This window comes from Streptococcus sp. HMSC10E12 (assembly GCF_001807855.1).
Classification (GTDB): domain Bacteria; phylum Bacillota; class Bacilli; order Lactobacillales; family Streptococcaceae; genus Streptococcus; species Streptococcus salivarius.
In genome coordinates, this window is sequence record NZ_KV791083.1 from 374265 (window position 1) to 396922 (window position 22658).

Sequence of the window (22658 nt, forward strand, 5' to 3'; positions counted from 1 at the left end):
GACCATGGCATCAAAAATCAATCTAAAACCTGAAGAAGTTGGGGTTTATGCGATTGGTGGTTTGGGGGAAATCGGTAAAAATACCTATGGTATTGAATACCAAGATGAGATTATCATCGTCGATGCGGGTATTAAATTCCCCGAGGATGATCTTCTCGGAATCGACTATGTTATCCCGGACTATTCTTACATCGTTGAAAACGTTGATCGTGTAAAGGCACTTGTCATTACCCACGGTCACGAAGACCATATTGGTGGGATCCCCTTCCTTCTTAAACAGGCAAATATCCCAATTTATGCAGGGCCACTTGCTCTTGCTCTTATCAAAGGAAAGTTGGAAGAACACGGACTACTTCGTGACGCACAACTCTATGAAATTAATGCTAATACAGAGCTTACTTTCAAAAATATGAGCGTGACCTTCTTCCGTACTACTCACTCAATTCCAGAACCTCTCGGTATTGTCATCCATACACCTCAAGGTAAAATTGTGTGTACCGGTGACTTTAAGTTTGACTTCACCCCAGTAGGTGAGCCAGCAGACCTTCACCGTATGGCTGCACTTGGTGAAGAAGGCGTTCTTTGCCTCCTCTCAGACTCAACCAATGCTGAAGTACCAACTTTCACAAATTCCGAAAAGGTCGTTGGTCAATCCATCATGAAAATTATTGAAGGTATCCACGGACGTATTATCTTCGCCTCATTTGCCTCAAATATTTTCCGTCTGCAACAAGCTGCCGAAGCCGCTGTAAAAACTGGCCGTAAGATTGTTGTCTTCGGACGTTCTATGGAAAAAGCCATTGTCAACGGGGTTGAACTAGGCTACATCAAAGTTCCAAAAGGAACTATCATTGACCCTAGTGAGATGAAAGACTACCATGCCAGTGAGATTCTTATCATGTGTACCGGTTCTCAAGGAGAGCCTATGGCAGCCCTTGCACGTATCGCTAACGGGATGCACCGCCAAGTGACACTACAACCTGGTGACACTGTTATCTTCTCATCTAGCCCTATCCCAGGAAACACAACCAGCGTTAACCGCTTGATTAATACTATTCAAGAAGCTGGGGTCGATGTTATCCACGGTAAAATCAACAATATCCATACCTCTGGACACGGTGGTCAACAAGAGCAAAAACTCATGCTTCGTTTGATCAAACCAAAATTCTTTATGCCTGTTCACGGTGAATACCGCATGCAGAAAGTCCACGCAGGTCTTGCTGTTGATTGTGGTGTTCCAAAAGATAATATCTTCATTATGGAAAATGGTGATGTCTTGGCCCTAACAAAAGACTCTGCGCGTCGTGCAGGTCACTTCAATGCTCAAGATATCTATGTTGATGGTAATGGTATTGGGGATATCGGAGCTGCCGTTCTTCGTGACCGTCGTGATCTCTCTGAAGATGGTGTCGTACTTGCCGTAGCAACTGTCGACTTCAAGTCTAAGATGATTCTAGCCGGTCCAGACATCCTCAGTCGTGGCTTCATCTACATGCGTGAATCTGGCGATCTTATCCGCGAAAGCCAACGCATTCTATTCAATGCTATTCGTATCGCTCTTAAGAATAAGGATGCTAGCATCCAATCTGTTAATGGAGCAATCGTCAATGTTTTACGCCCATTCTTATATGAAAAAACAGAACGTGAACCAATCATTATTCCAATGATTCTCACACCTGATAAATAAAAAAATGGTAGCTAGATGGCTACCATTTTTTAAAGTTTAAATCCAGTCTAGAGCACACCATTCTAGCAAGTAAAAAAGCGCTTATAACGCTTTTTTCATTTTATGCACCTGGATAAATGTAAGATACTGAACCTGGTGTTAGTGAATTTTGTGGGTCAAACCAACCACGATAGTTATTGATTTGTTGTTGACCTTGATAGTTTGACTCCAAGATTTGAATTTGACCATCTTGACCAACTTGTGTTACATAACCAACGTGACCGTAACCACCATCAGTCCAACATACAATTGATCCTGTCACAGGTGTTGAACCTACAGCATAACCTTGGCTAGCAGCGCTTCCTGCCCAATCGCCACCATTACCCCACCAGTTACTTGCCCATGGAGCGACTTCCTTAACACCCCATGTACATTGACCAACTGGATAACGATTCCAAGTAGCATCTGAATCAGTAGCTGCTACCTCTGAAGAAGAAGCTTCTGTTGTTTCCTCAACTGCTGTCGTAGCACCTGAAACTTCCAAGCTTCCACCAGGAACAATTGTTGACCAAATAGTCATGCTATTTTCAGCTGCCAATTGATAAGGATCTACCCCATACTGACTAGCAATCCCGAAGAATGAATCTCCATTTTGAACTGTATAAGTATCAGCATTAACTGTTTGTGCGACTGTAAGACCGAGCAATAATGCACTTGAGGCTACTGCCAAAGCAGCTTTTTTTGTAGTTTTCATATTTCCCCCTGAATAAGATTAATATAAAATTAGTTTAACACTCTCATATTTTAATGCGATTAAGGGGGAATAAAGAAATATGACAAAAGAAAACAGCTCAGTTAAAACTACGTAATTTGTCCAAGAACTTAATGAATTTAGAATAAAAAGAAAACCAGGCATAACCTGATCTTCAAATTTAATTTATTAATAAATGTCCAAGTAGTTATCAATTTCCCATTGTGAAACAAAGGTAGCATAACTTGCCCATTCCATACGTTTCGCATCAAGGAAGTTTGTATAGATATGATTACCCAAAGCTTGACGAACCACTTCATCTGTTTCCAATGCTTTAAGAGCGTTACGAAGTGTTGATGGCAAATCAATAATACCAGCCTCTTTACGTTCTTCAGGAGACATTGAGTAGATGTTTGTTTCAACTGGATCTGGAGCATCAATCTTGTTAATAATACCATCAAGACCAGCTTCCAAAAGAACTGCAAGTGCCAAGTATGGGTTTGCCATTGGGTCTACTGAACGTAATTCCAAACGTGTACCCATACCACGAGACGCAGGAACGCGAATCAATGGTGAACGGTTGCTACCTGCCCATGCAATATATACAGGAGCTTCGTATCCAGGAACCAAACGTTTGTAAGAGTTAACTGTTGGGTTAATAATTGCAGTATAGTTGTATGCATGTTTCATCAAACCACCAAGGAAGTAGTAAGCATCTTGAGACAATTGCATACCACGTGGATCCTCTGGATCAAAGAATGCATTTCCTTCTTCAGTGAAGAGAGACATGTTACAGTGCATACCGCTACCAGCAATACCATATTTAGGTTTCGCCATAAATGTCGCATAAAGACCATGTTTACGAGCGATTGTCTTAACAACCAATTTGAAAATTTGGATATTATCACAAGCCTTCAAAACATCTGTATACTTGAAGTCGATTTCATGTTGACCAACAGCCACTTCGTGGTGAGATGCTTCAACATCGAATCCCATTTCTGTCAACACATTAACGATTTCACGACGTGTGTTATCTGCAAGGTCAGTTGGTGCAAGGTCAAAATAACCACCTTTATCGTTAACTTCAAGTGTAGGATTACCTTGTTCATCTAATTTGAAAAGGAAGAATTCTGGTTCTGGTCCAAGGTTAAATGATTTATAACCAACTTCTTCCATATGACGCAAAGCCTTTTTCAAGTTACCACGAGGGTCACCAGCAAATGGTTCACCTGCAGAGGTATAGATATCACAAATAAGACCAGCTACTGCACCATTTTCATCCCCCCAAGGGAAAACTGTCCACGTATCAAGATCTGGGTAAAGATACATATCAGATTCGTTGATACGAACAAATCCCTCGATTGATGAACCATCAAACATAGCTTTATTTGAAAGTACCTTATCCAACTGTTCATCTGTCGCAGGAATTTCAACGTTCTTCATAACACCAAGAATATCAGAGAACATTAAACGCAAGAAAGTAACATTCTTCTCTTTGACTTCGCGACGAATATCAGCTGCTGTGATTGCCATAATAGGGGTCTCCTTTATAAAAACCAAAAATAAAAGTTCAAAGCGTAATTAGATACGCAAGTTACCAAATTGTTGTGACGGGGTCGTAAAACGGCCTTGCTGAAGGAGTTCATCATGCAAGATACGTCGAACGTCCGCATCTGTTAAAGCCGCTTGTTTTTGTTGGGCACGAACTTCACGCTCTTCGTACTCATGCTTAATCGCTGCAATATTGTAACCATCATCCAAAAAATCTTTGATTTCCAATAAACGATCCATATCATTTAATGAGTACATACGACGATTTCCAGCTGTACGTTCAGGTTGAATTAAACCTTGATCTTCATAGTAACGAATTTGACGAGCAGTTAAATCCGTCAATTTCATAACTGTTCCAATCGGAAAAACAGCTAGAGAACGTCTTAATTCTTTCTCTCTTGCCATGATCATCCTCCTTTCCTAACAATTATATTCTGAATATTTCTACATGTCAACAGTTTATGTTACTTTTTCTTACACAACGAGCAATTCCCGAACATTATATTGTGTATTCGCTCTAATTTAAGGATTTTATCAAAAAAACATAAAAAATAGAGTTCAATAGAACCCTATCATTCTTATTTTAAGTGTTTAAGTAACCAATCATAATCATAATTGACAAGGATTGCTATAAAGACTCCACAGAAAGTTTCAAAGACTCGTGCAATAACATAAGTAAAGGTATTATCAGGTGGAATAGACAAAGTAATAATCAGAAGTGCAGCCACCCCTCCAATAACACCAGATGCATTATTAAAAGACACATTAATGACAATCGTCAGCATTGTCAAAATTGGAACCAATAGCAAGGTCACCCAAACTGAATGATTAAACCACATATTCACAAAGTAAAATAATAGCGACAAAAGCCCTCCAACCGTATTCGCAAAAATACGTGATTTACCAAACTGAATACTTCTGTCAAAGTTTTCTCGAAGACTAAAGACTGCTGTCAAACAACCAATCTGAAGCCCTTCCCACCCTAAAGCAGAAAAAAGACCTAAAACAAGAAAGACAGCAATCCCCGTCTTAAGTGTACGCATACCAAATTTAAATTTTTTCGGTTCAAATTTCAATCCCATTTTACTATTTTAACATGATTATGAAACTTTTGGCTACTTCTACAGTATTATGACGCAAAGTTCAAACTAATAATCGCAATTTTTTGAGAGAAATTTACTTCCCAATAATAATTTAAGCCTCTATCAAATATTCAAAGAGATGACACAAAAAAGAGTTGGTTTCCCAACTCTTTTCATTCTAATAGACTTATTTATCAGTAAGTGCAGCCAATCCTGGAAGTTCTTTACCTTCAAGAAGTTCCATAGAAGCACCACCACCAGTAGAGATCCATGAGAATTTATCTGCACGTCCAAGGTTGATTGCTGCAGCAGCTGAGTCACCACCACCGATGATTGATTTAACGCCTGGTTGTTTCACGATTGCGTCCATCACACCGATTGTACCAGCTTGGAAGTCAGGGTTTTCAAATACACCCATAGGACCATTCCATACAACTGTTTTCGCACCAGTCAAGGCTTTATCGAATTCAGCAATTGATTTAGGACCGATATCCAAACCAAGGAAACCTGGGTCTACTGCTTCACCTTCAGTGTCTTTCACTTCAGTGTAGTCAGCAAATGCATTAGCTTCTTTTGAGTCAACTGGCAAGATCAATTTACCGTTTGATTTTTCAAGAAGAGCTTTAGCAACATCAAGTTTATCTTCTTCTACAAGTGAGTTACCGATTTCGATACCTTGTGCTTTGTAGAATGTGTAAGTCATACCACCACCGATAAGAACTTTATCAGCTTTTGCAAGAAGGTTTTCGATAACACCAATCTTATCAGATACTTTAGAACCACCAAGGATAGCTACGAATGGACGTTCTGGAGTTTCAACTGCTTCTTTGATGTAAGCAATTTCGTTTTCAAGAAGGAAACCAGCAACAGCTTTATCAACGTTTGCTGAGATACCAACGTTAGATGCGTGTGCACGGTGAGCTGTACCGAATGCATCGTTTACGAAGATACCATCTCCAAGTGATGCCCAGTATTTACCAAGTTCAGGATCATTTTTAGATTCTTTCTTGCCATCAACATCTTCAAAACGAGTGTTTTCAACCAAGAGAACTTGTCCATCTTCAAGAGCGTTAACAGCTGCTTCCAATTCAGCACCACGTGTAACACCTGGGATAAATTTAACGTCTTGACCCAATTTAGCAGCCAAGTCAGCAGCTACAGGAGCAAGTGATTTGCCTTCTTTATCAGCTTCTTCTTTTACACGTCCAAGGTGAGAGAAGAGGATTGCACGTCCACCTTGTTCAAGAATGTACTTGATAGTTGGAAGGGCAGCAGTGATACGGTTGTCGTTAGTGATCACGCCATCTTTTACAGGTACGTTGAAGTCAACACGAACGAGAACTTTTTTCCCTTTCAAGTCAACATCTTTAACAGTCAATTTAGCCATTTGATCAGACTCCTTAATTTTTTAATACGTTTTCATTATATCACAAAATGCATAAAAGAGATAGCAAAATCAGAAGGATTTCTAGCTTATTGCGAGTATAAGACATTTAGCATATAATCTAAATAGAAAGGTCGAATATCCATGAAAAAACAGCTAAACAAGAAGCAGAAACAAGCTGACCATGATCTAAATGTAATCCTTATTCTTACCCTTGTTCCTCTGCTCCTCTTTCTTACTCTTAAACCAACTCTTTTGTCCTACACTAACCAAACTTCAGTACCGCTATGGCTGCGATTAATCTTATTAGCTAGTTGTCAATTTGCCATCGCAGGCTTAGGAACCAGCACTGTTATGCTTTATCGCAAAGAATCTTTCAGACACTTTGGATTAATCACCAAAAATCTAGTTACCACCCTTTTTCAATCTCTTCTTGTAGCCCTACCACTTATCATATTTAAAGGACTTACTCATCAGATTCATTCCTATCTACCTCTTCAATCAATACAATTAACAAAAGAAGTAATGAGCCAATCATTTCCTAGTAATATCCTGGCATACCTATTCATCTGTCTTATTTGGGGATTCTGGGAAGGATTTAACTATGTAGTCATCGCTGAAAAGATACGCATACGTTTTCCATCTCCTTACTCTTGGTTAGATAGTGGAGCAATAACATGTGCGATTTTTTGCCTCCTTATCCATGGAATCATTGGTTTTGATGTCTATACCCTATTTGAATCACTTACCGTTTTTATACTTATTTATGGTATGCTAGCTATACAAAAACATAATAAAAACGCCTGGGGTTGTATCATGCTCTTTCTACTCATTTGGAATGCCTTCTAGCTTATTCATAAATCACAATCCTACTGAGATTATAACAGCCTATTTATACGGCTGTTTTATTATTTTGGAAAATAAAAAAAGAGCCGAAGCTCTTCTTTTTATACAATTGAATTATTTAGCGATTTTCGCGAAGTATTCAAGAGTACGTACAAGTTGTGAAGTGTATGACATTTCGTTGTCGTACCAAGAAACAACTTTAACCAATTGTTTACCATCAACAGTTTGTACTTTAGTTTGAGTTGCATCAAACAATGAACCGTAAGAAATACCTACGATATCTGAAGATACGATTGGATCTTCAGTGTAACCGAATGATTCGTTTGAAGCTGCTTTCATAGCTGCGTTCACTTCATCAACAGTAACGTCTTTTTCAAGAACTGCTACCAATTCAGTAACTGATCCAGTTGGAACTGGAACACGTTGTGCAGCACCGTCAAGTTTACCGTTCAATTCTGGGATAACCAAACCGATAGCTTTAGCAGCACCAGTTGAGTTAGGAACGATGTTTGCAGCACCAGCACGTGCACGACGAAGGTCACCACCACGGTGTGGTCCGTCAAGGATCATTTGGTCACCAGTGTAAGCGTGGATAGTAGTCATCAAACCTTGTTTAACACCGAAGTTATCTTGCAATGCTTTAGCCATTGGAGCCAAGCAGTTTGTAGTACATGAAGCACCTGAGATAACTGTTTCAGTACCATCAAGGATATCGTGGTTAGTGTTAAATACGATTGTTTTAACATCGTTTCCACCAGGAGCAGTGATAACAACTTTCTTAGCTCCACCTTCGTGCAAGTGTTTTTCAGCAGCATCTTTCTTAGCAAAGAAACCAGTTGCTTCAAGAACGATTTCTACACCGTCGTTAGCCCAGTCAATTTGTTCTGGGTCACGTTCAGCAGAAACTTTAACGAATTTACCGTTAACTTCAAATCCACCATCTTTAACTTCAACAGTACCGTCGAAACGACCTTGAGTTGTGTCGTATTTCAACAAGTGTGCAAGCATAACTGGATCTGTAAGGTCGTTGATGCGCGTAACTTCAACACCTTCTACGTTTTGGATACGACGGAAAGCAAGACGACCGATACGACCGAAACCGTTAATACCAACTTTAACTACCATTAGTGATTTCCTCCTTATGAAAATCAAATAAATATAATTTTGAGAGCAAGCTCTCCCTATTGTGAAAAGATTAACTTGAGCGCTTTCAATTCAACCTTTCAACAGTCATATTATATAATTTTTTTCAAAAAATTGCAAATAGAAAAGGCACTTACTTTCATAAGTACCTTAACTTTATAAGTTCTAATTAAGCTTCACCAGAATTTTTCTTGATGATTTCTTCTTGAACTGATTTAGGAACATCTTCATAGTGGTCAAATACCATCATGAATGTACCACGACCTTGAGTTGCAGAACGAAGTGTTGTTGCATAACCGAACATTTCAGCAAGTGGAACATACGCACGAACGATTTGGCTGTTACCGTGTGCTTCCATACCATCAACACGTCCACGACGAGCTGTAACGTGACCCATAACATCACCAAGGTTTTCTTCAGGAACAGTGATTGTTACAAGCATCATTGGTTCAAGGATAGTTGGTTGTGCAGTCTTAGCAGCTTCTTTAAGTGCAAGAGACGCAGCAATCTTGAAGGCAGTTTCAGATGAATCGACATCGTGGTATGAACCATCGTAAAGCTTAGCTTTGATGTCAACCATTGGGTATCCAGCAAGGACACCGTTAGCCATAGATTCTTCCAATCCTTTTTCTACTGCAGGGATGAATTCACGTGGAACCACACCACCGACGATAGCATTTTCGAATTCGAAACCTTTACCTTCTTCATTTGGAGTAAATTCAATCCAAACATCACCAAACTGACCTTTACCACCAGATTGACGTTTGAAGAATCCACGTGCTTGTGTTCCAGCACGGAATGTTTCACGGTAAGATACTTGTGGAGCACCAACGTTTGCTTCAACTTTGTGTTCACGTTTCAAACGGTCAACAAGGACATCAAGGTGAAGTTCACCCATACCAGAGATAACTGTTTCACCAGTTTCAGGGTTAGTTTCAACACGGAATGTTGGATCTTCTTCAGCAAGTTTTTGAAGACCGATACCCATCTTATCTTGGTCAGCTTTAGTCTTAGGCTCAACCATCAATTGGATAACTGGTTCTGGAACTTCGATTGACTCAAGAATAACTTTAGCTTTTTCATCAGTCAATGAGTCACCAGTTGTAGTATCTTTCAAACCGATAGCAGCAGCGATATCACCAGCGTATACTTGTTCAATTTCTTGACGGCTGTTAGCGTGCATTTGAAGGATACGTCCGATACGTTCACGTTTACCTTTAGATGTGTTCATTACATATGAACCTGATTGAAGGATACCTGAGTAAACACGGATAAATGTCAAACGACCTACAAATGGGTCAGTCATGATCTTGAAGGCAAGAGCTGCAAATGGCTCATCATCAGATGCTGGACGAGTTTCTTCTTCGTCTGTATCTGGGTTGATACCTTTGATTGCAGGGATATCAAGTGGACTTGGAAGGTAATCGATAACCGCATCAAGCATCAATTGAACACCTTTGTTCTTGAAGGCAGAACCACAAAGAACTGGGAAGAATTCAACGTTGATTGTTGCACGACGGATAGCTGCTTTCAATTCCTCGTTAGTGATTTCTTCACCTTCAAGGTATTTCATCATCAAATCTTCGTCAGTTTCAGCAACTGCTTCGATCAATTTTTCACGGTATTCGTTTGCTTGATCAACGTAATCAGCTGGAATATCTTCTTCAAGAATATCTGTACCAAGGTCATTAGTATAGATTTCAGCTTTCATTTTAATCAAGTCAATGATACCACGGAAATCATCTTCAGCACCGATTGGCAATTGGATTGGGTGTGCGTTTGCTTGAAGACGATCGTGAAGTGTGCTTACTGAGTAAAGGAAGTCTGCACCGATTTTATCCATTTTGTTGGCAAATACGATACGTGGAACACCATACTCAGTTGCTTGACGCCAAACTGTTTCAGTTTGAGGTTCTACACCTGATTGTGAGTCAAGAACGGTTACGGCACCATCCAATACACGGAGTGAACGTTGTACTTCGATTGTGAAGTCCACGTGTCCTGGTGTATCGATGATGTTAACGCGGTGACCATCCCATTGTGCTGTTGTAGCGGCAGATGTGATTGTGATACCACGCTCTTGTTCTTGCTCCATCCAGTCCATTTGTGATGCACCTTCGTGAGTTTCACCGATTTTGTGGATTTTACCAGTGTAGTAAAGGATACGCTCTGTTGTAGTTGTTTTACCGGCATCGACGTGGGCCATGATACCGATATTACGAGTTTTTGCAAGTGAAAATTCGCGTGCCATTAGGTTTATTCTCCTATAAATATTTTAGTTTACTTATTTATTATAACATTATTGTCAAAAAACGGATAGGCAGGACCTACCCGTTTTTTCACTAATATTTAACTGGTTTTCAAATGATATGAATAATATTATTTAAATTCAGAGTCAGCCTATTACAAATCCATAATCTTAGCTTATGAATATATGACTGTAATTCAGCTTGAAACTTATGATTACCAGCGGAAGTGTGCAAAGGCACGGTTTGCTTCAGCCATTTTGTGAGTATCTTCACGTTTCTTAACTGATGCACCAGTGTTGTTTGCAGCATCCATGATTTCTTTTGCAAGACGATCTTTCATAGTGTGTTCACCACGCGCACGTGATGCGTTAACCAACCAACGAAGACCAAGAGTTGTACGACGTTCTGGACGAACTTCAACTGGGACTTGGTAGTTTGAACCACCGACACGACGTGCACGTACTTCAAGTACAGGCATGATGTTGTCCATAGCTGTTTCAAATACTTCAAGAGCATCGTTTCCAGTTGCTTCTTTGATTTGCTCGAAAGCATCGTATACGATTGTTGCAGCAGTACCACGTTTACCGTCAAGCATTACACGGTTGATAAGACGTGTAACGATTTTTGAATTGTACAATGGATCTGCCAATACTTCGCGTTTAGGCGCTCTATTTTTACGACTCATTTTATCTTATCTCCCTTCTTATCCTTTAGGACGTTTAGCACCGTATTTAGAACGGCTTTGTTTACGATCAGCTACACCTGCAGTATCAAGTGCACCACGGACGATGTGGTAACGTACCCCTGGAAGGTCTTTTACACGTCCACCACGGATAAGAACAACGCTGTGTTCTTGGAGGTTGTGTCCGATACCTGGGATGTAAGCAGTAACTTCGATAAGGTTGCTCAAACGTACACGAGCGAATTTACGAAGGGCTGAGTTAGGTTTCTTAGGTGTCATTGTTCCAACACGTGTTGCAACACCACGTTTTTGTGGTGAAGATACGTTAGTTTGAACTTTTTTGTGGCTGTTGTAACCAACGTTCAAAGCTGGTGATTTAGATTTAACAACTTTTGATTGACGTGGTTTACGAACCAATTGGTTAATTGTAGGCATCTACATTCTCCTGTGTTTTTTTATTTTTGGTTGATATGGCACTTGGTGACAGCCCATATCTTTGTGTACTTTTGCAACTTATGTCAGCACGTCTCTGTACACTTTTGAGAGACCAAAAGTAAAAAGTACCGTCTAATATAGTATCATTTTTTGATGATTATTGTCAAGACTTTCTTGTTAAAAAGAAAAATTCCTAATCGTTAAATTAGGAATACTATCGTAGATTAATTATTTATCAAAAATATTACCGACTTCAACTTCTACCTTCTGTGCTTTTACATCGATGTCAGAAACAGTAAGTAATGATTTATATTCATGGATATCACGATCGCCTTTAGCATTTTCTGCGAATACAGCTACACCTACTAACTCACTATCAAATTCTGAAAGCAAGCTAATCATACCCGTAATGGTACCGCCACCTTTAAGAAAATCATCAACAATAAGGACGCGGCTATTTGGTTTCAAACTACGTTTTGAAAGGAACATCTTTTCAATACGATCACTTGAACCACTAACGTAGTTTACCGATACGGTTGAACCTTCTGTAATTTTCAAGTCACGACGAACGATAACAAATGGAATGTTCAAGACATCTGCTACTGCATTTGCTAAAGGAACTCCTTTGGTTGCAACTGTCATAACGGCATCAATTTTTTGTCCTTTAAAGGCACTGGCAATGATACGACCAACATTTTTTAAAATAGACGGTGTACTCAATAAATCAGATAGGTAGAGATAACCACCTGGTAAGATACGATCACTCTCGGAAAGACGTTTACAAAGATCTTCAACCAGACTTCTTGCATCTTCATCAGAAATAGTCGGTGTAAACATAACGCCACCAGATGCACCAGTTACTGTTTCGATTTCTCCTATTTGACTTTCCTCAAAAGCTTTTTTAATGATAGCAACATCTTCTGAGATTGAAGACTTTGCAGCTTCATAACGTTCTGCAAAGGTGTTGAGGCTTGTCAATTGATAAGGATTATTAATCAGGTAGTTTGAAATCACTACCATGCGCTCACTTCGTTTTAATTTCATATGTTACCTATATTTTCTGTACTTTTTAACTATTATACCATAATACAGCAAAAAACGAACATTTTCATATGAAATGCTCGCTTAATTTCGATTTTAATCAAATTTTGGCTTGTAGAAAGAACGATTATCCATAGCAAAGAGACGATTTGTCATTTCTCCTGGACCTACTAGGTTAAGGGCTGTCGTCATCATCATCATACTGGCATCAAGATTATCAATCATATGAATAATTTCTGCCTCCATAATACGGGGGCGCACTGGACTACCATACTCTAGTTGTCCATGATGGCTGAGAATAACATGACGCAAAACAACGACATCCTCACGCGTATCGTCAATATTGAGCTCCATGAGCACCTTAGTGATTTCTTCATCAATCAAAGCAATATGACCAATCAAGTTTCCACGAACCGTATACTCAGTATTTTCAGGACCAGTAAGTTCAATAACCTTAGCTAAATCATGAAGCATAATTCCGGCAAAGAGTAGACTCTTATTGAGCTCTGGATAAATATCTCCAATGCTGTCTGCTAAGCGAACCATAGTAGCTGTATGATAGGCTAGTCCACTTTCAAAGGCATGATGATTTGTTTTAGCAGCTGGAAAAGTGAAAAACTCTTTATTATACTTTCGATAAAGGGCACGAACAACACGCTGCCAAGTTGCTTCCTCAATCTTGAAAATCATTTGCTCTAGGTATTCGCGTACTTCGGAAGGATTTACTGGTGGTTTCTCTTTGAAATCAGCCGGATCATTTGGCTCACCAAATGTAGGCAAGCGTAAGGTAATTTGGTTTACCTGAGGAGTATTATTATAAACCTCTCGACGTCCCTCCATATGCACTACTTTACCTGCGGTAAATTCTTCGACATTATAAGGCTGAGCATCCCATAGGTTGCCTGAAATCTCACCAGTATCATCCTGGAATGTAAAGGCAATGTAATCCTTTCCCGCTCTTGTCTTACGTACCTCTGCACGCTTAATCAGATAAAAACCTTCAAAATACTCGTCTTTTTTCATTTGATTAATCTTCATGCTTGTCCTCGTTTTCTAATCGTGGTAAATCCAACAAACTTTGTGTCGCACTGTCTTGATAGGTTTCAATTGTATCAAGAGCTCTAACAATTGCCCTACTCCTTGTGTTGAGAAGACTATCGACGGTTTTACTTGCTGTATTCAATTGTTTCTGAGCTTTAGCTAACATATCTCCAAACCTGCTAAATTCTAGTTTGACGTTACCTAAAATCTTACTAATATCATTCGCATTCTTTTGAATATTCAAAGTTCTAAATCCTACAGACAATGAATTCAAGAGTGCTGATAAGGTTGACGGCCCTGCGATAACAATATTCTCCTCGCGACGAAGGGCATCAAAGAAGGCTGGTTGACGTACTACCTCAGCATAAAGTCCTTCCGTCGGCAAAAATAATATACCAAAATTTGTGGTTTCAGGTGGGTTAAGATACTTCTTGTTAATATCCTTTGCAAATCGCTTAATACTAGTCAAAAGTGACTTACGGTGATTCTCAATCTCCTCTTTATTACCAGACTCATAAGCATCTTCCAGACGATAGTAATCTTCCAAAGGAAACTTAGAATCAATGGGAAGGTAGATATATTCATCTTTATGGTTTCCTGGCATTTTGATTGCATATTCAACTCGTTCACTTGAACCTGATACCGTAGGAAATTCTCGCTCGTACTGATTAACAGTCAATATGTCTTCAATAATTTGCCCTAATTGAAGCTCTCCCAAAATACCTCGTGTTTTTGTATTTGAGAGGACCTTGTTAAGACTTCCAACATCCTTGGCTACATTTTTCATTTCCCCCAAGCCCTGGTTAACCGACTCTAATTGTCTTGAAACCGTCTCAAAAGAGGCTTGTAAACGTGTTTGTAAGGTTTGCTCAAGTTTCTCTTCAACTGTCTGACGCATTTGTTCCAAACGTTTCTCATTGGAATCCTGCATATCTTTAACAGCTTTGGTTAAGCTTTGGTTTATTTGCTCAAGGCGTTGGTCGGAACGGTCTCGATTATCAGACAAATTTTGATGTAAAACCTCTCGGATATCTGTCAACTGTTGATATAGTTCCATCTGCAATTGGTTCAATTGCTTTGTTGTTTCCAGTTGGTTTGTCTTAGCAAAACTTTCCAATTGAAACGAAACTTGATCTGAAAGATTATCTGCATTTTCTTCCAAACTCTTATTAATCTGTTCTTTTAACTCCATATTCTTCAAGAAAAGAGCAATAAGAATCCCCAAGCTTAATAAAGTTAAAAGTGTAAGTAGATAGATCATACTAACTCCTATCTTTAGTCTGGATGACAATCACATATCCATTTGGCACAAGCACTTGAATAGGACCATCAACGAATTCATTGCTAGAATAGATTTTCTTCTGGAAATAATTCATACTAGTTAATTCGTATTTTGCTCCCAAAATCGTCAGTTCTCCATCTCCTTCATGTAAAAAAGAAACATATGTCATTCCGGGTTCTGGTAAAACTTTATGACTTCCTTCTGGATAATAAGTAATCTTATTTTGCTTATCTCGCAAACAGATACGCCTCATAAAAGGAGCTAATTCAGGATCGCTGACCAAAAATATATTTGATAACATATGATCAATTCTGCCACCAAAAGCACCAAAAATAGTTACTTCCGCCTCAGGATATAGCTGAAATATAATTTTTAGGGCTAACTCTGTATCCGTATCATCCTTTTCAGCTGGAGCAATCATACAATCTTTGGCAGCTGATTGAATCATCTCTAACTCTGACCGAGATACTGAATCAAAGTCTCCGACAGCCAAATCAAGAGGTAAACCTAAATCCAACAAACGTAAGCACGCACGATCCACCCCAACAAAATAATCAAAATCGGTAGCGAACCACTCTAGCTCACCACCGACAAATAAAGCTATTTTAGGCATCGATAGCATCACGAAGCGTTTGAACTTGCGCTGTCAAATCAGGATTTTTGAAGAGGTAAGAGCCCGCTACAAAAACATTAGCCCCCGCCTTGGCACATGCTGCAATAGTGTTGTTATCTACACCACCATCAACTTCAATATCGAATGAATAGCCACCTTTTTCACGAAGCTCCACAACACGCTCTACTTTAGACATCATTTCTGGAATGAACGCCTGACCACCAAAACCTGGATTTACAGTCATGATAAGTACTTGATCGACTAAATCAAGTACAGGAATAAGTGCCTCAACTGGGGTTCCAGGATTAATCACAACACCTGCTTTCATACCAGCAGCTTTGATTTTCTGGAGGGCACCATGGATATGCTTAGTGGCTTCAACATGAATAGTCATGATATCTGCACCAGCTTGTGCATAGGCATCCACATAACGCTCAGGATCAACAACCATAAGGTGACAATCAAAAACTAACTTGCTATGTTTACGCATGCTAGCAACCACATCTGCTCCCCAACTGATATTAGGAACAAATTGACCATCCATAATATCAATGTGAACATATTCCGCACCTGATGCATCAATACGAGCTAGTTCTGAAGCAAAATTAGCGTAATCAGCAGCTAGGATAGAAGGAGCAATTTTATATGACATGAGAGACCTACTTTCTTTTTACAGTTTTTTTATATGTTTCACGACGATTTTCAATTTCACTTAAAAATTGAAGGTAATTATCATAACGGACTTGCCAGATCTGGCCATTTTCAACCTCATCCTTAACAGCACAAGAAGGCTCATGGGTATGAGTACAAGAACGGAATTTACAGCCATGACTAGCTTGACGGATTTCCGGAAAAGCTTCACTCAAGTCCTCTGCATTATCCACTTCATAATCTAGCGAAGAGAATCCTGGTGTATCAGCAATCTTCCCACCATGAACGTCATAAAGACTTACAGCCCTTGTAGTATGACGTCCACGACCTAGACTGTCTGAAATCTCACCTGTTTCTAAATGTAACTGTGGGGCAATACGGTTCAACAAGGTTGATTTTCCAACACCTGTCTGTCCCATAAAGACTGTTATTTTATCAGTCAAGAGCGGCAATAGGTCTTCCAAACTGAAGATAAAATCAAAACCAATTTTTTGATACTGTTTTTGAATAGCTTTCATTTCTGAATCATCTTCAACCAAGTCCATCTTAGAAATATAGATTACAGGCTTTATATTTTTATGCTCTAGTAAAACCAAAAAACGGTCCAAAAGATTACTGTTAAAATCCGGTTCCTTAGCAGACATAATAACCACAGCCTGATCTATATTGACAATGGGTGGACGCACTAAACTATTGATTCGTTGACCAATTTTTAGGATATAACCTTCTGAATTTTCCTCTGCTGAAAATTCAACAAAATCTCCAACATAAGGTGTTTGTCCTTTTTTTCTAAAATTTCCTCGTGCACGCGTCTGGTATACAACACCATCATGCTCTACATAATAGAAACCTGCCAGTGCTTTGATAATTCTTCCTTGCAAGTGAACTCCTCATTCGTTTAATAGCCCTATTATATCACAAATTAGAAAGCTTTTCTGGAACAAAAAAACTGATCTTCCATTTCCCATGGGCCTCCTTGCATTTTCAATAGATTGCAGTATAATAGGCATATCATCTGCGGAGGTGGTGGAATGGCAGACACGCATGCTTCAGGCGCATGTGCTTTTTCAAGCGTGAGGGTTCAAATCCCTTTCTCCGCATAGCTAAAAATCCCACTGAGATTCAGTGGGATTTTTGAATTATAGGCCTGCTTCTCTCAAAGCATCTGATAAGTGTGCAAAATCAGAAATAGATAAAGCCTCTCCACGAATAGAAGGTTTTATATCTGCAATTTCCAAAGCCTGCTCAAGTTGGGCTTTCACTTCCTCAGATTTACCAAAATGATTTGTTAAATTATTCCACAATGTCTTACGACGATGGACAAAGCTAGCCTTAGCCACTCGGAAAAGGAAATCCTCATCTTTAACTTCAACCAACGGTTGTTCACGACGCGTCATCTTCAAAATAGCTGAGTCAACATTAGGGGCTGGTACAAAGACTGTACGAGGGACAATGAATGCCACTTTAGCGGTCATATAATACTGAACGGCAATTGATAGAGAACCATAAGCCTTGCTATTAGGCTCTGCAGAAATGCGGTCAGCGACTTCTTTTTGCATCATAACGACAAATTCTGCAAAAGGAATCTTACTCTCAATCAAATGCATCAAGATCGGCGTCGTAATATAATATGGCAAATTGGCTACGACCTTAATTGGTAGTTCTGGATTTTTAAATTCATTTACCCGTGTCTGTAAATCTGCCTTGAGAACATCTTCATTAATCACGTTAACATTATCATGATCACGTAATGTATCCTCCAAAATCGGAACCAATCGATCATCAATTTCAAAAGCCATAACTTCCGCAGCATTTTCAGCCAAGAATTCTGTTAATGCTCCGATACCAGGTCCAATTTCAATTACATTGACATTTTTATCAATCTCTGCCGTATCAACAATTTTTTGTAAAATATTTGTATCTGTTAAGAAGTTCTGTCCGAAAGACTTCTTAAAGGTAAAGCCATGGCGTTCAAGGACAGCCTTGGTCACGCTATAATCTGCAATTCTCATTTATTCTCTTTTCTTATTAATTTCACGATTTTTATATTTGGACACAAAACAAGTCCAAATCCTTAATTATCCCAACCTCTATAATAAGCTACTTAATAGCGATTTGATTTTAAGATTACTGGTAGTCTAGTAATTTGACATAGCCTCTTCCAGCTCCTCTAAAGTGATTCCAAACAATTCCAAACGTTTTAGAAGCTGCTTCCCATTGCAATAACCAATACGAAGCGCCTCGCCCAAATATTCTCGACGCTTTCGACTATCTGCTCCCATTAGTAGTCCTAACTTCATAAGATTTGATTTACTAATATCAAACTGATTATCATCATCGTAACTACCTAGAACTCCAGATAAGGCCTTTTGAAGGTCCTCAAAACTCGCATGCTCAACACCCAATGAACGACCTTTAGTCTTAGATTTTGGTGTTGCTTCCCCACGGTTTAAAAAAGCATGCTTTGCTGTCGGAACAGCTTCCATGATGATTTTACGGATACGTTCACCATTATAGTCTGGATCAGTAAAAACAATCACTCCGCGTAAGCCATTAAGCTTATCAATACGCTCTAAGTCGTCTTCATTGATAGCAGAGCCTCTAGTCTCATAGGTATCCACCTCATAAAAACGTCTCAAATTTGCGGTATCATCCTTACCTTCTACCACGATGACTTCTTGAATTTTTATTTTATTCATCCAGATCAAAAATCCTCATCGCATTATCATAAGTAGCCCTAGCAACCTCTTCACTTGTTAAACCACGAAGCTCAGCAATCTTATCTACTACGTAACGCGTATAGCCTGTACGATTCTCGCGACCACGTTTCGGAACAGGTGCCAAATACGGTGCATCCGTTTCAACCAGAATCTTATCTAAAGGTAACTTCTGAGCAGCTTCTTGGACATCCAAAGCCTTCTTAAAAGTCACAACACCTGAAAATGAAATCATCATCCCAAGATCAACAAATTTTTGAGCCATTTCTAGGGATCCTGAGTATGAGTGCATAATCCCCCCACGAGGACCAACACCAACTTCTTTAATAACAGCGTAAGTATCCTCTAATGCATCACGTGTATGGACAACAAAAGGTAAATTGTGTTTCTTTGACAAAGCTATTTGACGCTTAAAGACATCAATCTGAATCTCTTTAGGATCTTCCATCCAGTAATAATCCAAACCGATCTCCCCAAGTGCCACTACTTTCGGATTATCCAATTGTGATACAATCATATCCTCAATTTCCTGAGAATAGGACCCTGCTTCCGTAGGATGCCATCCAATCGTACTATATAGTTGATCATACTTCTCTGATAGTGCTAAAGATTTATCAATTGTCGGCTTATCAAAACCAACAATATTCATTTTTATAACACCTAGTTCAGCTGCAAAATCTATTTCTTCTTGTTCTTTTCCTGCAAAATTATCCACATTAAGATGGGTATGCGTATCAAAAATTCCAATCATAGGTCTATTATAACAAAAACGAGCGAGCATAGCTCACTCACCTTTTCATTTTATTAAACAAAGAGTCGCATATATTCTATCTTTGTACAACGATTCATTACAATATCCTGTCTATTCGCTTGACGAAGAATAGTCTCAGCCTCCTCATTCTCAAGACCAATTTGACTCCAAAAAACTTTTGCATCTGTCTCAAGAAAATCATAAGCTACATCTGGTAAAAACTCACTTCGTCTAAATACATCAACAATATCAATCGAAAATGGGATATCTTTAAGATAAGCATAAACATGCTCTCCTAGAAGCTCCTGACCTTCTAGTTTGGGATTTACTGGTATGATACGATAACCAGCAGCTTGTAGAAAATGAGCAACCTGATAAGATGCTGCCTCCTTGCGATGAGATAAACCAACAATTGCAATCGTCTTTGCTGATTTTAAATAAGATTCTATAACCTCAGCACTAGGATTTTGAAATGAATAAGACATATGACTCTCCTCGTCGTTCGAATAAACTAAAAATAAAAATCCCTAAACGGGACTGTGAAGATTAGTTAGCTAAGCTCTGCAACGATAGCTTTAATTTGTTCTTTTGTATGTACACCTGCAACTTGCTTAACAACCTCACCATCTTTTTTAAAGAGTAAAGTTGGAATAGACATGATTCCAAACTTCTGAGCTGTTTCTGGGTTCTCATCAACATCAATTTTAACAATCTTAAGTTCATCTTCTGAAATCTCTTCAGAAAGTTGCTCAAGAATTGGTGCTTGCATCAAGCAAGGCCCACACCAAGTTGCCCAAAAATCAATCAAAACGAGTCCTTCAGCTGTTTCTTGTTCAAATGTAGCATCTGTTACTACTTGTGACATATATTCATCCTCCTAGACATTATAAAACTTTTGTAGACCTATTCTATATGATTCTAAAGACCATTGCAAGAATTTGACACATACATAAAAAATTCTTATCAAATATTAGTCATTGCCTATCATAGACATCACTTGCTCACAGCCTATCTTGGGAGTATAATAATAAAAAACTATAAAAATAGAAATGAGTAAATATGGATAAAGATGCAATGATTACCTATCTCATAGGTGAACTCAAAAAAGAAAATCTAGAATTACATGATTTGATTATCCCAGAAGAACTCGAGGAAAAGCAAAAGCTTCTCAGAGCCCTCTTTAATACACGTAAACCAATGGCAGCATCAACACAATTCTTGACAATACAAGACCTTTACCTACAAGTTAGGAAAGGGGAACGTGGATTTGTACAACTCAGTTCACTCCAGCCCATCCCTCAAGATGATCGAATCTACCTCTGGAAGGGTGATATTACAAGACTTGAAGTAGATGCAATCGTAAATGCAGCCAATAAAACCTTACTAGGATGTATGAAACCACTTCATGATTGTGTAGATAATGCTATTCATACATATGCAGGTGTTCAGTTACGCCAAGCTTGTTTCGAACTCATCTTAGAACAAGGATATGAAGAACCCGTTGGCATGGCTAAAATCACCCCAGCTTACAATCTTCCTTCTGCCTTTGTCATTCATACTGTAGGTCCGAAAATAGTTGACCAACCAACACAAATTGATGAAGATCTTTTAGCAAAAAGTTATCTTTCAGTATTAGCACTAGCCGAGAAAAATAACATTGAATCAATTGCTATTCCATGTCTATCAACTGGAGATTTCAATTTTCCAAAACAAAAAGCTGCCAAAATCGCCATTCAAACAGTCAAAACCTTTATTAATGAGTCAAGTATAATAAAAAAAGTTATATTTAACGTATTTGATGATGAAAATTTAGCAATTTATCAAAAACTGCTTGCTGAATAAAAAAGAAGAAAATCAATATGATTTTCTTCTTTTTTTATTGCATAACTGAATGCTCTTTTAAAAGATTAAAAAATGAGGGATAATCTCTTTTAAGATTAACAAAACCACCATCCTTAGATAAGAAACTATGTTCAGAAGCAGCTGTACAAACAAGAACACCATTCTGATTTACCATATGGTATACAAAAGAAAGTCTAGCAGATTTAACACTTTTAACAATAATCTCAATAGAAATCTCATCTGCAAAAGTAGAAGTAGCTTTATAGTCACAGGAAATTGAAGTAACAGGAGAGATAATTCCCTCCTCTTCAATTTTTTCATAAGGCCAACCTATCTCTCTTAGAAAAAAAGTTCTAGCCTCTTCCATCCATCGTACATAATTGGAATGATGAGTAATACCCATTCTATCTGTTTCATAATACTGGACCTCGTGTTTACAAATAAACATAAGAACCTCCAAAAAAGATTAAGAAATAAAATCTAAAATGTCATCCTCAGAAAGAGAAGAGTCACAAACAACCTTAGCAGTTCCATTTTCTGAAACAAAGAGAGCTGGAACGGTAGCAATACCATATCTTTTACGCAAAGCTTGGATATCTTCAAGTTCTTCACTATTTTCACTATTAATATAGAAAATAGTAAGATTTGAATTACGTGCAACATTAGATAATTTAGGTTCAAAAAGTTGACAATATGGACAAGAAGAACGGCCAATAAATAAAATAAACTTATCTGTAGAAGAAATTTTATCTTTAGCAGTAGTAACAGAAATAGGTGTAAATGCTGATGCAAAATTCGACATAATAATACCTCTCAATTAAAATATAATCATATCATATCTGAAATTAAGAGTTTTAACAAGTAAATAACTTAACAAAAAAGCTAGACCTACGTCCAGCAATGAAATCTATACTCCGCCAGTAGGACTCGA

Annotated in this window: 25 protein-coding genes and 1 tRNA gene; 4 read left to right on the forward strand and 22 right to left on the reverse strand. The window is 38.5% G+C overall.

Annotation, left to right across the window (positions count from 1 at the left end; genetic code table 11):
* Nucleotides 1-4 precede the first annotated feature (4 nt).
* Nucleotides 5-1687 carry a ribonuclease J1 gene (gene rnjA, locus HMPREF3112_RS03130; protein ID WP_070437987.1) on the forward strand — a complete coding sequence of 561 codons (1683 nt, stop codon included), beginning with the start codon at nucleotides 5-7 and terminating at the stop codon, nucleotides 1685-1687.
* A 100-nt stretch (nucleotides 1688-1787) separates the two neighbouring features.
* Here rnjA and HMPREF3112_RS03135 read toward each other — a convergent pair whose 3' ends face one another.
* From HMPREF3112_RS03135 to pgk, 5 genes are all read right to left on the reverse strand, one after another.
* Nucleotides 1788-2420 carry a CHAP domain-containing protein gene (locus HMPREF3112_RS03135; protein ID WP_070437990.1) on the reverse strand — a complete coding sequence of 211 codons (633 nt, stop codon included), beginning with the start codon at nucleotides 2418-2420 and terminating at the stop codon, nucleotides 1788-1790.
* 186 nt (nucleotides 2421-2606) lie between these two features.
* The gene (gene glnA, locus HMPREF3112_RS03140) at nucleotides 2607-3950 is read right to left on the reverse strand and encodes a type I glutamate--ammonia ligase (protein ID WP_002884322.1); all 1344 of its coding nucleotides are present in this window, start codon (nucleotides 3948-3950) and stop codon (nucleotides 2607-2609) included.
* 48 nt (nucleotides 3951-3998) lie between these two features.
* Entirely contained in the window at nucleotides 3999-4373 is a 375-nt protein-coding gene (locus HMPREF3112_RS03145) for a MerR family transcriptional regulator (protein WP_004183576.1), read from the reverse strand.
* Nucleotides 4374-4546: 173 nt separating this feature from the next.
* Complete coding sequence (locus HMPREF3112_RS03150; protein ID WP_002884568.1) at nucleotides 4547-5050, reverse strand: FUSC family protein; 504 nt, start codon at nucleotides 5048-5050, stop codon at nucleotides 4547-4549.
* Between the two features lie 187 nt (nucleotides 5051-5237).
* Entirely contained in the window at nucleotides 5238-6437 is a 1200-nt protein-coding gene (gene pgk, locus HMPREF3112_RS03155) for a phosphoglycerate kinase (protein ID WP_002884739.1), read from the reverse strand.
* A gap of 141 nt (nucleotides 6438-6578) precedes the next feature.
* On the opposite strand from pgk, the gene HMPREF3112_RS03160 reads away from it, so the two are divergent.
* Nucleotides 6579-7283, forward strand: coding sequence for a hypothetical protein (locus HMPREF3112_RS03160; RefSeq protein ID WP_070437993.1), 705 nt, complete (start codon nucleotides 6579-6581; stop codon nucleotides 7281-7283).
* Nucleotides 7284-7394: 111 nt separating this feature from the next.
* Here the strand turns inward: HMPREF3112_RS03160 and gap are convergent, their stop codons facing one another.
* The 10 genes from gap to rsgA form a co-directional block, all read right to left on the reverse strand.
* Nucleotides 7395-8405: a type I glyceraldehyde-3-phosphate dehydrogenase gene (gap, locus tag HMPREF3112_RS03165; protein WP_002884461.1), complete on the reverse strand. Its 1011-nt coding sequence runs from the start codon at nucleotides 8403-8405 to the stop codon at nucleotides 7395-7397.
* Nucleotides 8406-8592: 187 nt separating this feature from the next.
* On the reverse strand, nucleotides 8593-10674 hold the full coding sequence (gene fusA, locus HMPREF3112_RS03170; protein WP_002884537.1) for an elongation factor G: 2082 nt from the start codon (nucleotides 10672-10674) through the stop codon (nucleotides 8593-8595).
* Nucleotides 10675-10886: 212 nt separating this feature from the next.
* A complete protein-coding gene (gene rpsG, locus HMPREF3112_RS03175) occupies nucleotides 10887-11357 on the reverse strand; it encodes a 30S ribosomal protein S7 (protein ID WP_002884746.1) in 471 nt (156 codons plus the stop codon).
* 18 nt (nucleotides 11358-11375) lie between these two features.
* Nucleotides 11376-11789 (reverse strand): 30S ribosomal protein S12, encoded by a 414-nt coding sequence (rpsL, locus tag HMPREF3112_RS03180; RefSeq protein WP_002884809.1) that lies wholly within the window; start codon nucleotides 11787-11789, stop codon nucleotides 11376-11378.
* Nucleotides 11790-12017: 228 nt separating this feature from the next.
* Nucleotides 12018-12833: a pur operon repressor gene (gene purR, locus HMPREF3112_RS03185; RefSeq protein ID WP_002891918.1), complete on the reverse strand. Its 816-nt coding sequence runs from the start codon at nucleotides 12831-12833 to the stop codon at nucleotides 12018-12020.
* A gap of 93 nt (nucleotides 12834-12926) precedes the next feature.
* A complete protein-coding gene (locus HMPREF3112_RS03190; RefSeq protein WP_002884679.1) occupies nucleotides 12927-13868 on the reverse strand; it encodes a 3'-5' exoribonuclease YhaM family protein in 942 nt (313 codons plus the stop codon).
* Nucleotides 13858-15132 carry a DNA recombination protein RmuC gene (locus HMPREF3112_RS03195; protein ID WP_070437996.1) on the reverse strand — a complete coding sequence of 425 codons (1275 nt, stop codon included), beginning with the start codon at nucleotides 15130-15132 and terminating at the stop codon, nucleotides 13858-13860. The genes HMPREF3112_RS03190 and HMPREF3112_RS03195 overlap by 11 nt, the downstream gene beginning before the upstream one ends.
* A 1-nt stretch (nucleotide 15133) precedes the next feature.
* Entirely contained in the window at nucleotides 15134-15766 is a 633-nt protein-coding gene (locus HMPREF3112_RS03200) for a thiamine diphosphokinase (protein WP_048674995.1), read from the reverse strand.
* A complete protein-coding gene (gene rpe, locus HMPREF3112_RS03205; protein WP_002884311.1) occupies nucleotides 15759-16418 on the reverse strand; it encodes a ribulose-phosphate 3-epimerase in 660 nt (219 codons plus the stop codon). The genes HMPREF3112_RS03200 and rpe overlap by 8 nt, the downstream gene beginning before the upstream one ends.
* Nucleotides 16419-16425: 7 nt before the next feature.
* Complete coding sequence (gene rsgA, locus HMPREF3112_RS03210; RefSeq protein WP_022495977.1) at nucleotides 16426-17298, reverse strand: ribosome small subunit-dependent GTPase A; 873 nt, start codon at nucleotides 17296-17298, stop codon at nucleotides 16426-16428.
* Nucleotides 17299-17434: 136 nt separating this feature from the next.
* Here rsgA and HMPREF3112_RS03215 point away from each other — a divergent pair.
* Nucleotides 17435-17517: transfer RNA gene (locus HMPREF3112_RS03215), tRNA-Leu, on the forward strand.
* Nucleotides 17518-17556: 39 nt separating this feature from the next.
* On the opposite strand, the gene rsmA is transcribed toward HMPREF3112_RS03215, so the two are convergent.
* From rsmA to trxA, 5 genes are all read right to left on the reverse strand, one after another.
* Entirely contained in the window at nucleotides 17557-18429 is an 873-nt protein-coding gene (gene rsmA, locus HMPREF3112_RS03220; RefSeq protein WP_070437999.1) for a 16S rRNA (adenine(1518)-N(6)/adenine(1519)-N(6))-dimethyltransferase RsmA, read from the reverse strand.
* A gap of 126 nt (nucleotides 18430-18555) precedes the next feature.
* The gene (gene rnmV / locus HMPREF3112_RS03225) at nucleotides 18556-19116 is read right to left on the reverse strand and encodes a ribonuclease M5 (protein ID WP_014635073.1); all 561 of its coding nucleotides are present in this window, start codon (nucleotides 19114-19116) and stop codon (nucleotides 18556-18558) included.
* Nucleotides 19109-19885 carry a TatD family hydrolase gene (locus HMPREF3112_RS03230; RefSeq protein WP_070438032.1) on the reverse strand — a complete coding sequence of 259 codons (777 nt, stop codon included), beginning with the start codon at nucleotides 19883-19885 and terminating at the stop codon, nucleotides 19109-19111. The genes rnmV and HMPREF3112_RS03230 overlap by 8 nt, the downstream gene beginning before the upstream one ends.
* A gap of 53 nt (nucleotides 19886-19938) precedes the next feature.
* Nucleotides 19939-20370, reverse strand: a complete 432-nt coding sequence (locus HMPREF3112_RS03235) for a CoA-binding protein (RefSeq protein ID WP_014635075.1) — start codon at nucleotides 20368-20370, stop codon at nucleotides 19939-19941.
* A gap of 65 nt (nucleotides 20371-20435) precedes the next feature.
* A complete protein-coding gene (gene trxA / locus HMPREF3112_RS03240) occupies nucleotides 20436-20750 on the reverse strand; it encodes a thioredoxin (protein WP_014635076.1) in 315 nt (104 codons plus the stop codon).
* A gap of 194 nt (nucleotides 20751-20944) precedes the next feature.
* Here trxA and HMPREF3112_RS03245 point away from each other — a divergent pair, with 194 nt between their 5' ends.
* Nucleotides 20945-21727, forward strand: coding sequence for a protein-ADP-ribose hydrolase (locus tag HMPREF3112_RS03245; RefSeq protein ID WP_002884817.1), 783 nt, complete (start codon nucleotides 20945-20947; stop codon nucleotides 21725-21727).
* 34 nt (nucleotides 21728-21761) lie between these two features.
* Here HMPREF3112_RS03245 and HMPREF3112_RS03250 read toward each other — a convergent pair whose 3' ends face one another.
* A complete protein-coding gene (locus tag HMPREF3112_RS03250; RefSeq protein ID WP_002884641.1) occupies nucleotides 21762-22175 on the reverse strand; it encodes an acyl-CoA thioesterase in 414 nt (137 codons plus the stop codon).
* An 18-nt stretch (nucleotides 22176-22193) separates the two neighbouring features.
* A complete protein-coding gene (gene traF, locus HMPREF3112_RS03255) occupies nucleotides 22194-22529 on the reverse strand; it encodes a DUF6568 family protein (RefSeq protein WP_048675000.1) in 336 nt (111 codons plus the stop codon).
* Nucleotides 22530-22658: the final 129 nt, after the last annotated feature.

Excerpts from the sequence above, each read along its gene's own strand:
- rnjA (WP_070437987.1), top strand. The coding sequence starts at position 5 with ATGGCATCAAAAATCAATCTAAAACCTGAAGAAGTTGGGGTTTATGCG.
- HMPREF3112_RS03135 (WP_070437990.1), bottom strand. The coding sequence starts at position 2,420 with ATGAAAACTACAAAAAAAGCTGCTTTGGCAGTAGCCTCAAGTGCATTA.
- glnA (WP_002884322.1), bottom strand. The coding sequence starts at position 3,950 with ATGGCAATCACAGCAGCTGATATTCGTCGCGAAGTCAAAGAGAAGAAT.
- HMPREF3112_RS03145 (WP_004183576.1), bottom strand. The coding sequence starts at position 4,373 with ATGGCAAGAGAGAAAGAATTAAGACGTTCTCTAGCTGTTTTTCCGATT.
- HMPREF3112_RS03150 (WP_002884568.1), bottom strand. The coding sequence starts at position 5,050 with ATGGGATTGAAATTTGAACCGAAAAAATTTAAATTTGGTATGCGTACA.
- pgk (WP_002884739.1), bottom strand. The coding sequence starts at position 6,437 with ATGGCTAAATTGACTGTTAAAGATGTTGACTTGAAAGGGAAAAAAGTT.
- HMPREF3112_RS03160 (WP_070437993.1), top strand. The coding sequence starts at position 6,579 with ATGAAAAAACAGCTAAACAAGAAGCAGAAACAAGCTGACCATGATCTA.
- gap (WP_002884461.1), bottom strand. The coding sequence starts at position 8,405 with ATGGTAGTTAAAGTTGGTATTAACGGTTTCGGTCGTATCGGTCGTCTT.
- fusA (WP_002884537.1), bottom strand. The coding sequence starts at position 10,674 with ATGGCACGCGAATTTTCACTTGCAAAAACTCGTAATATCGGTATCATG.
- rpsG (WP_002884746.1), bottom strand. The coding sequence starts at position 11,357 with ATGAGTCGTAAAAATAGAGCGCCTAAACGCGAAGTATTGGCAGATCCA.
- rpsL (WP_002884809.1), bottom strand. The coding sequence starts at position 11,789 with ATGCCTACAATTAACCAATTGGTTCGTAAACCACGTCAATCAAAAGTT.
- purR (WP_002891918.1), bottom strand. The coding sequence starts at position 12,833 with ATGAAATTAAAACGAAGTGAGCGCATGGTAGTGATTTCAAACTACCTG.
- HMPREF3112_RS03190 (WP_002884679.1), bottom strand. The coding sequence starts at position 13,868 with ATGAAGATTAATCAAATGAAAAAAGACGAGTATTTTGAAGGTTTTTAT.
- HMPREF3112_RS03195 (WP_070437996.1), bottom strand. The coding sequence starts at position 15,132 with ATGATCTATCTACTTACACTTTTAACTTTATTAAGCTTGGGGATTCTT.
- HMPREF3112_RS03200 (WP_048674995.1), bottom strand. The coding sequence starts at position 15,766 with ATGCCTAAAATAGCTTTATTTGTCGGTGGTGAGCTAGAGTGGTTCGCT.
- rpe (WP_002884311.1), bottom strand. The coding sequence starts at position 16,418 with ATGTCATATAAAATTGCTCCTTCTATCCTAGCTGCTGATTACGCTAAT.
- rsmA (WP_070437999.1), bottom strand. The coding sequence starts at position 18,429 with ATGAGAATTGCAGATTATAGCGTGACCAAGGCTGTCCTTGAACGCCAT.
- rnmV (WP_014635073.1), bottom strand. The coding sequence starts at position 19,116 with ATGAATAAAATAAAAATTCAAGAAGTCATCGTGGTAGAAGGTAAGGAT.
- HMPREF3112_RS03230 (WP_070438032.1), bottom strand. The coding sequence starts at position 19,885 with ATGATTGGAATTTTTGATACGCATACCCATCTTAATGTGGATAATTTT.
- HMPREF3112_RS03235 (WP_014635075.1), bottom strand. The coding sequence starts at position 20,370 with ATGTCTTATTCATTTCAAAATCCTAGTGCTGAGGTTATAGAATCTTAT.
- trxA (WP_014635076.1), bottom strand. The coding sequence starts at position 20,750 with ATGTCACAAGTAGTAACAGATGCTACATTTGAACAAGAAACAGCTGAA.
- HMPREF3112_RS03245 (WP_002884817.1), top strand. The coding sequence starts at position 20,945 with ATGGATAAAGATGCAATGATTACCTATCTCATAGGTGAACTCAAAAAA.
- HMPREF3112_RS03250 (WP_002884641.1), bottom strand. The coding sequence starts at position 22,175 with ATGTTTATTTGTAAACACGAGGTCCAGTATTATGAAACAGATAGAATG.
- traF (WP_048675000.1), bottom strand. The coding sequence starts at position 22,529 with ATGTCGAATTTTGCATCAGCATTTACACCTATTTCTGTTACTACTGCT.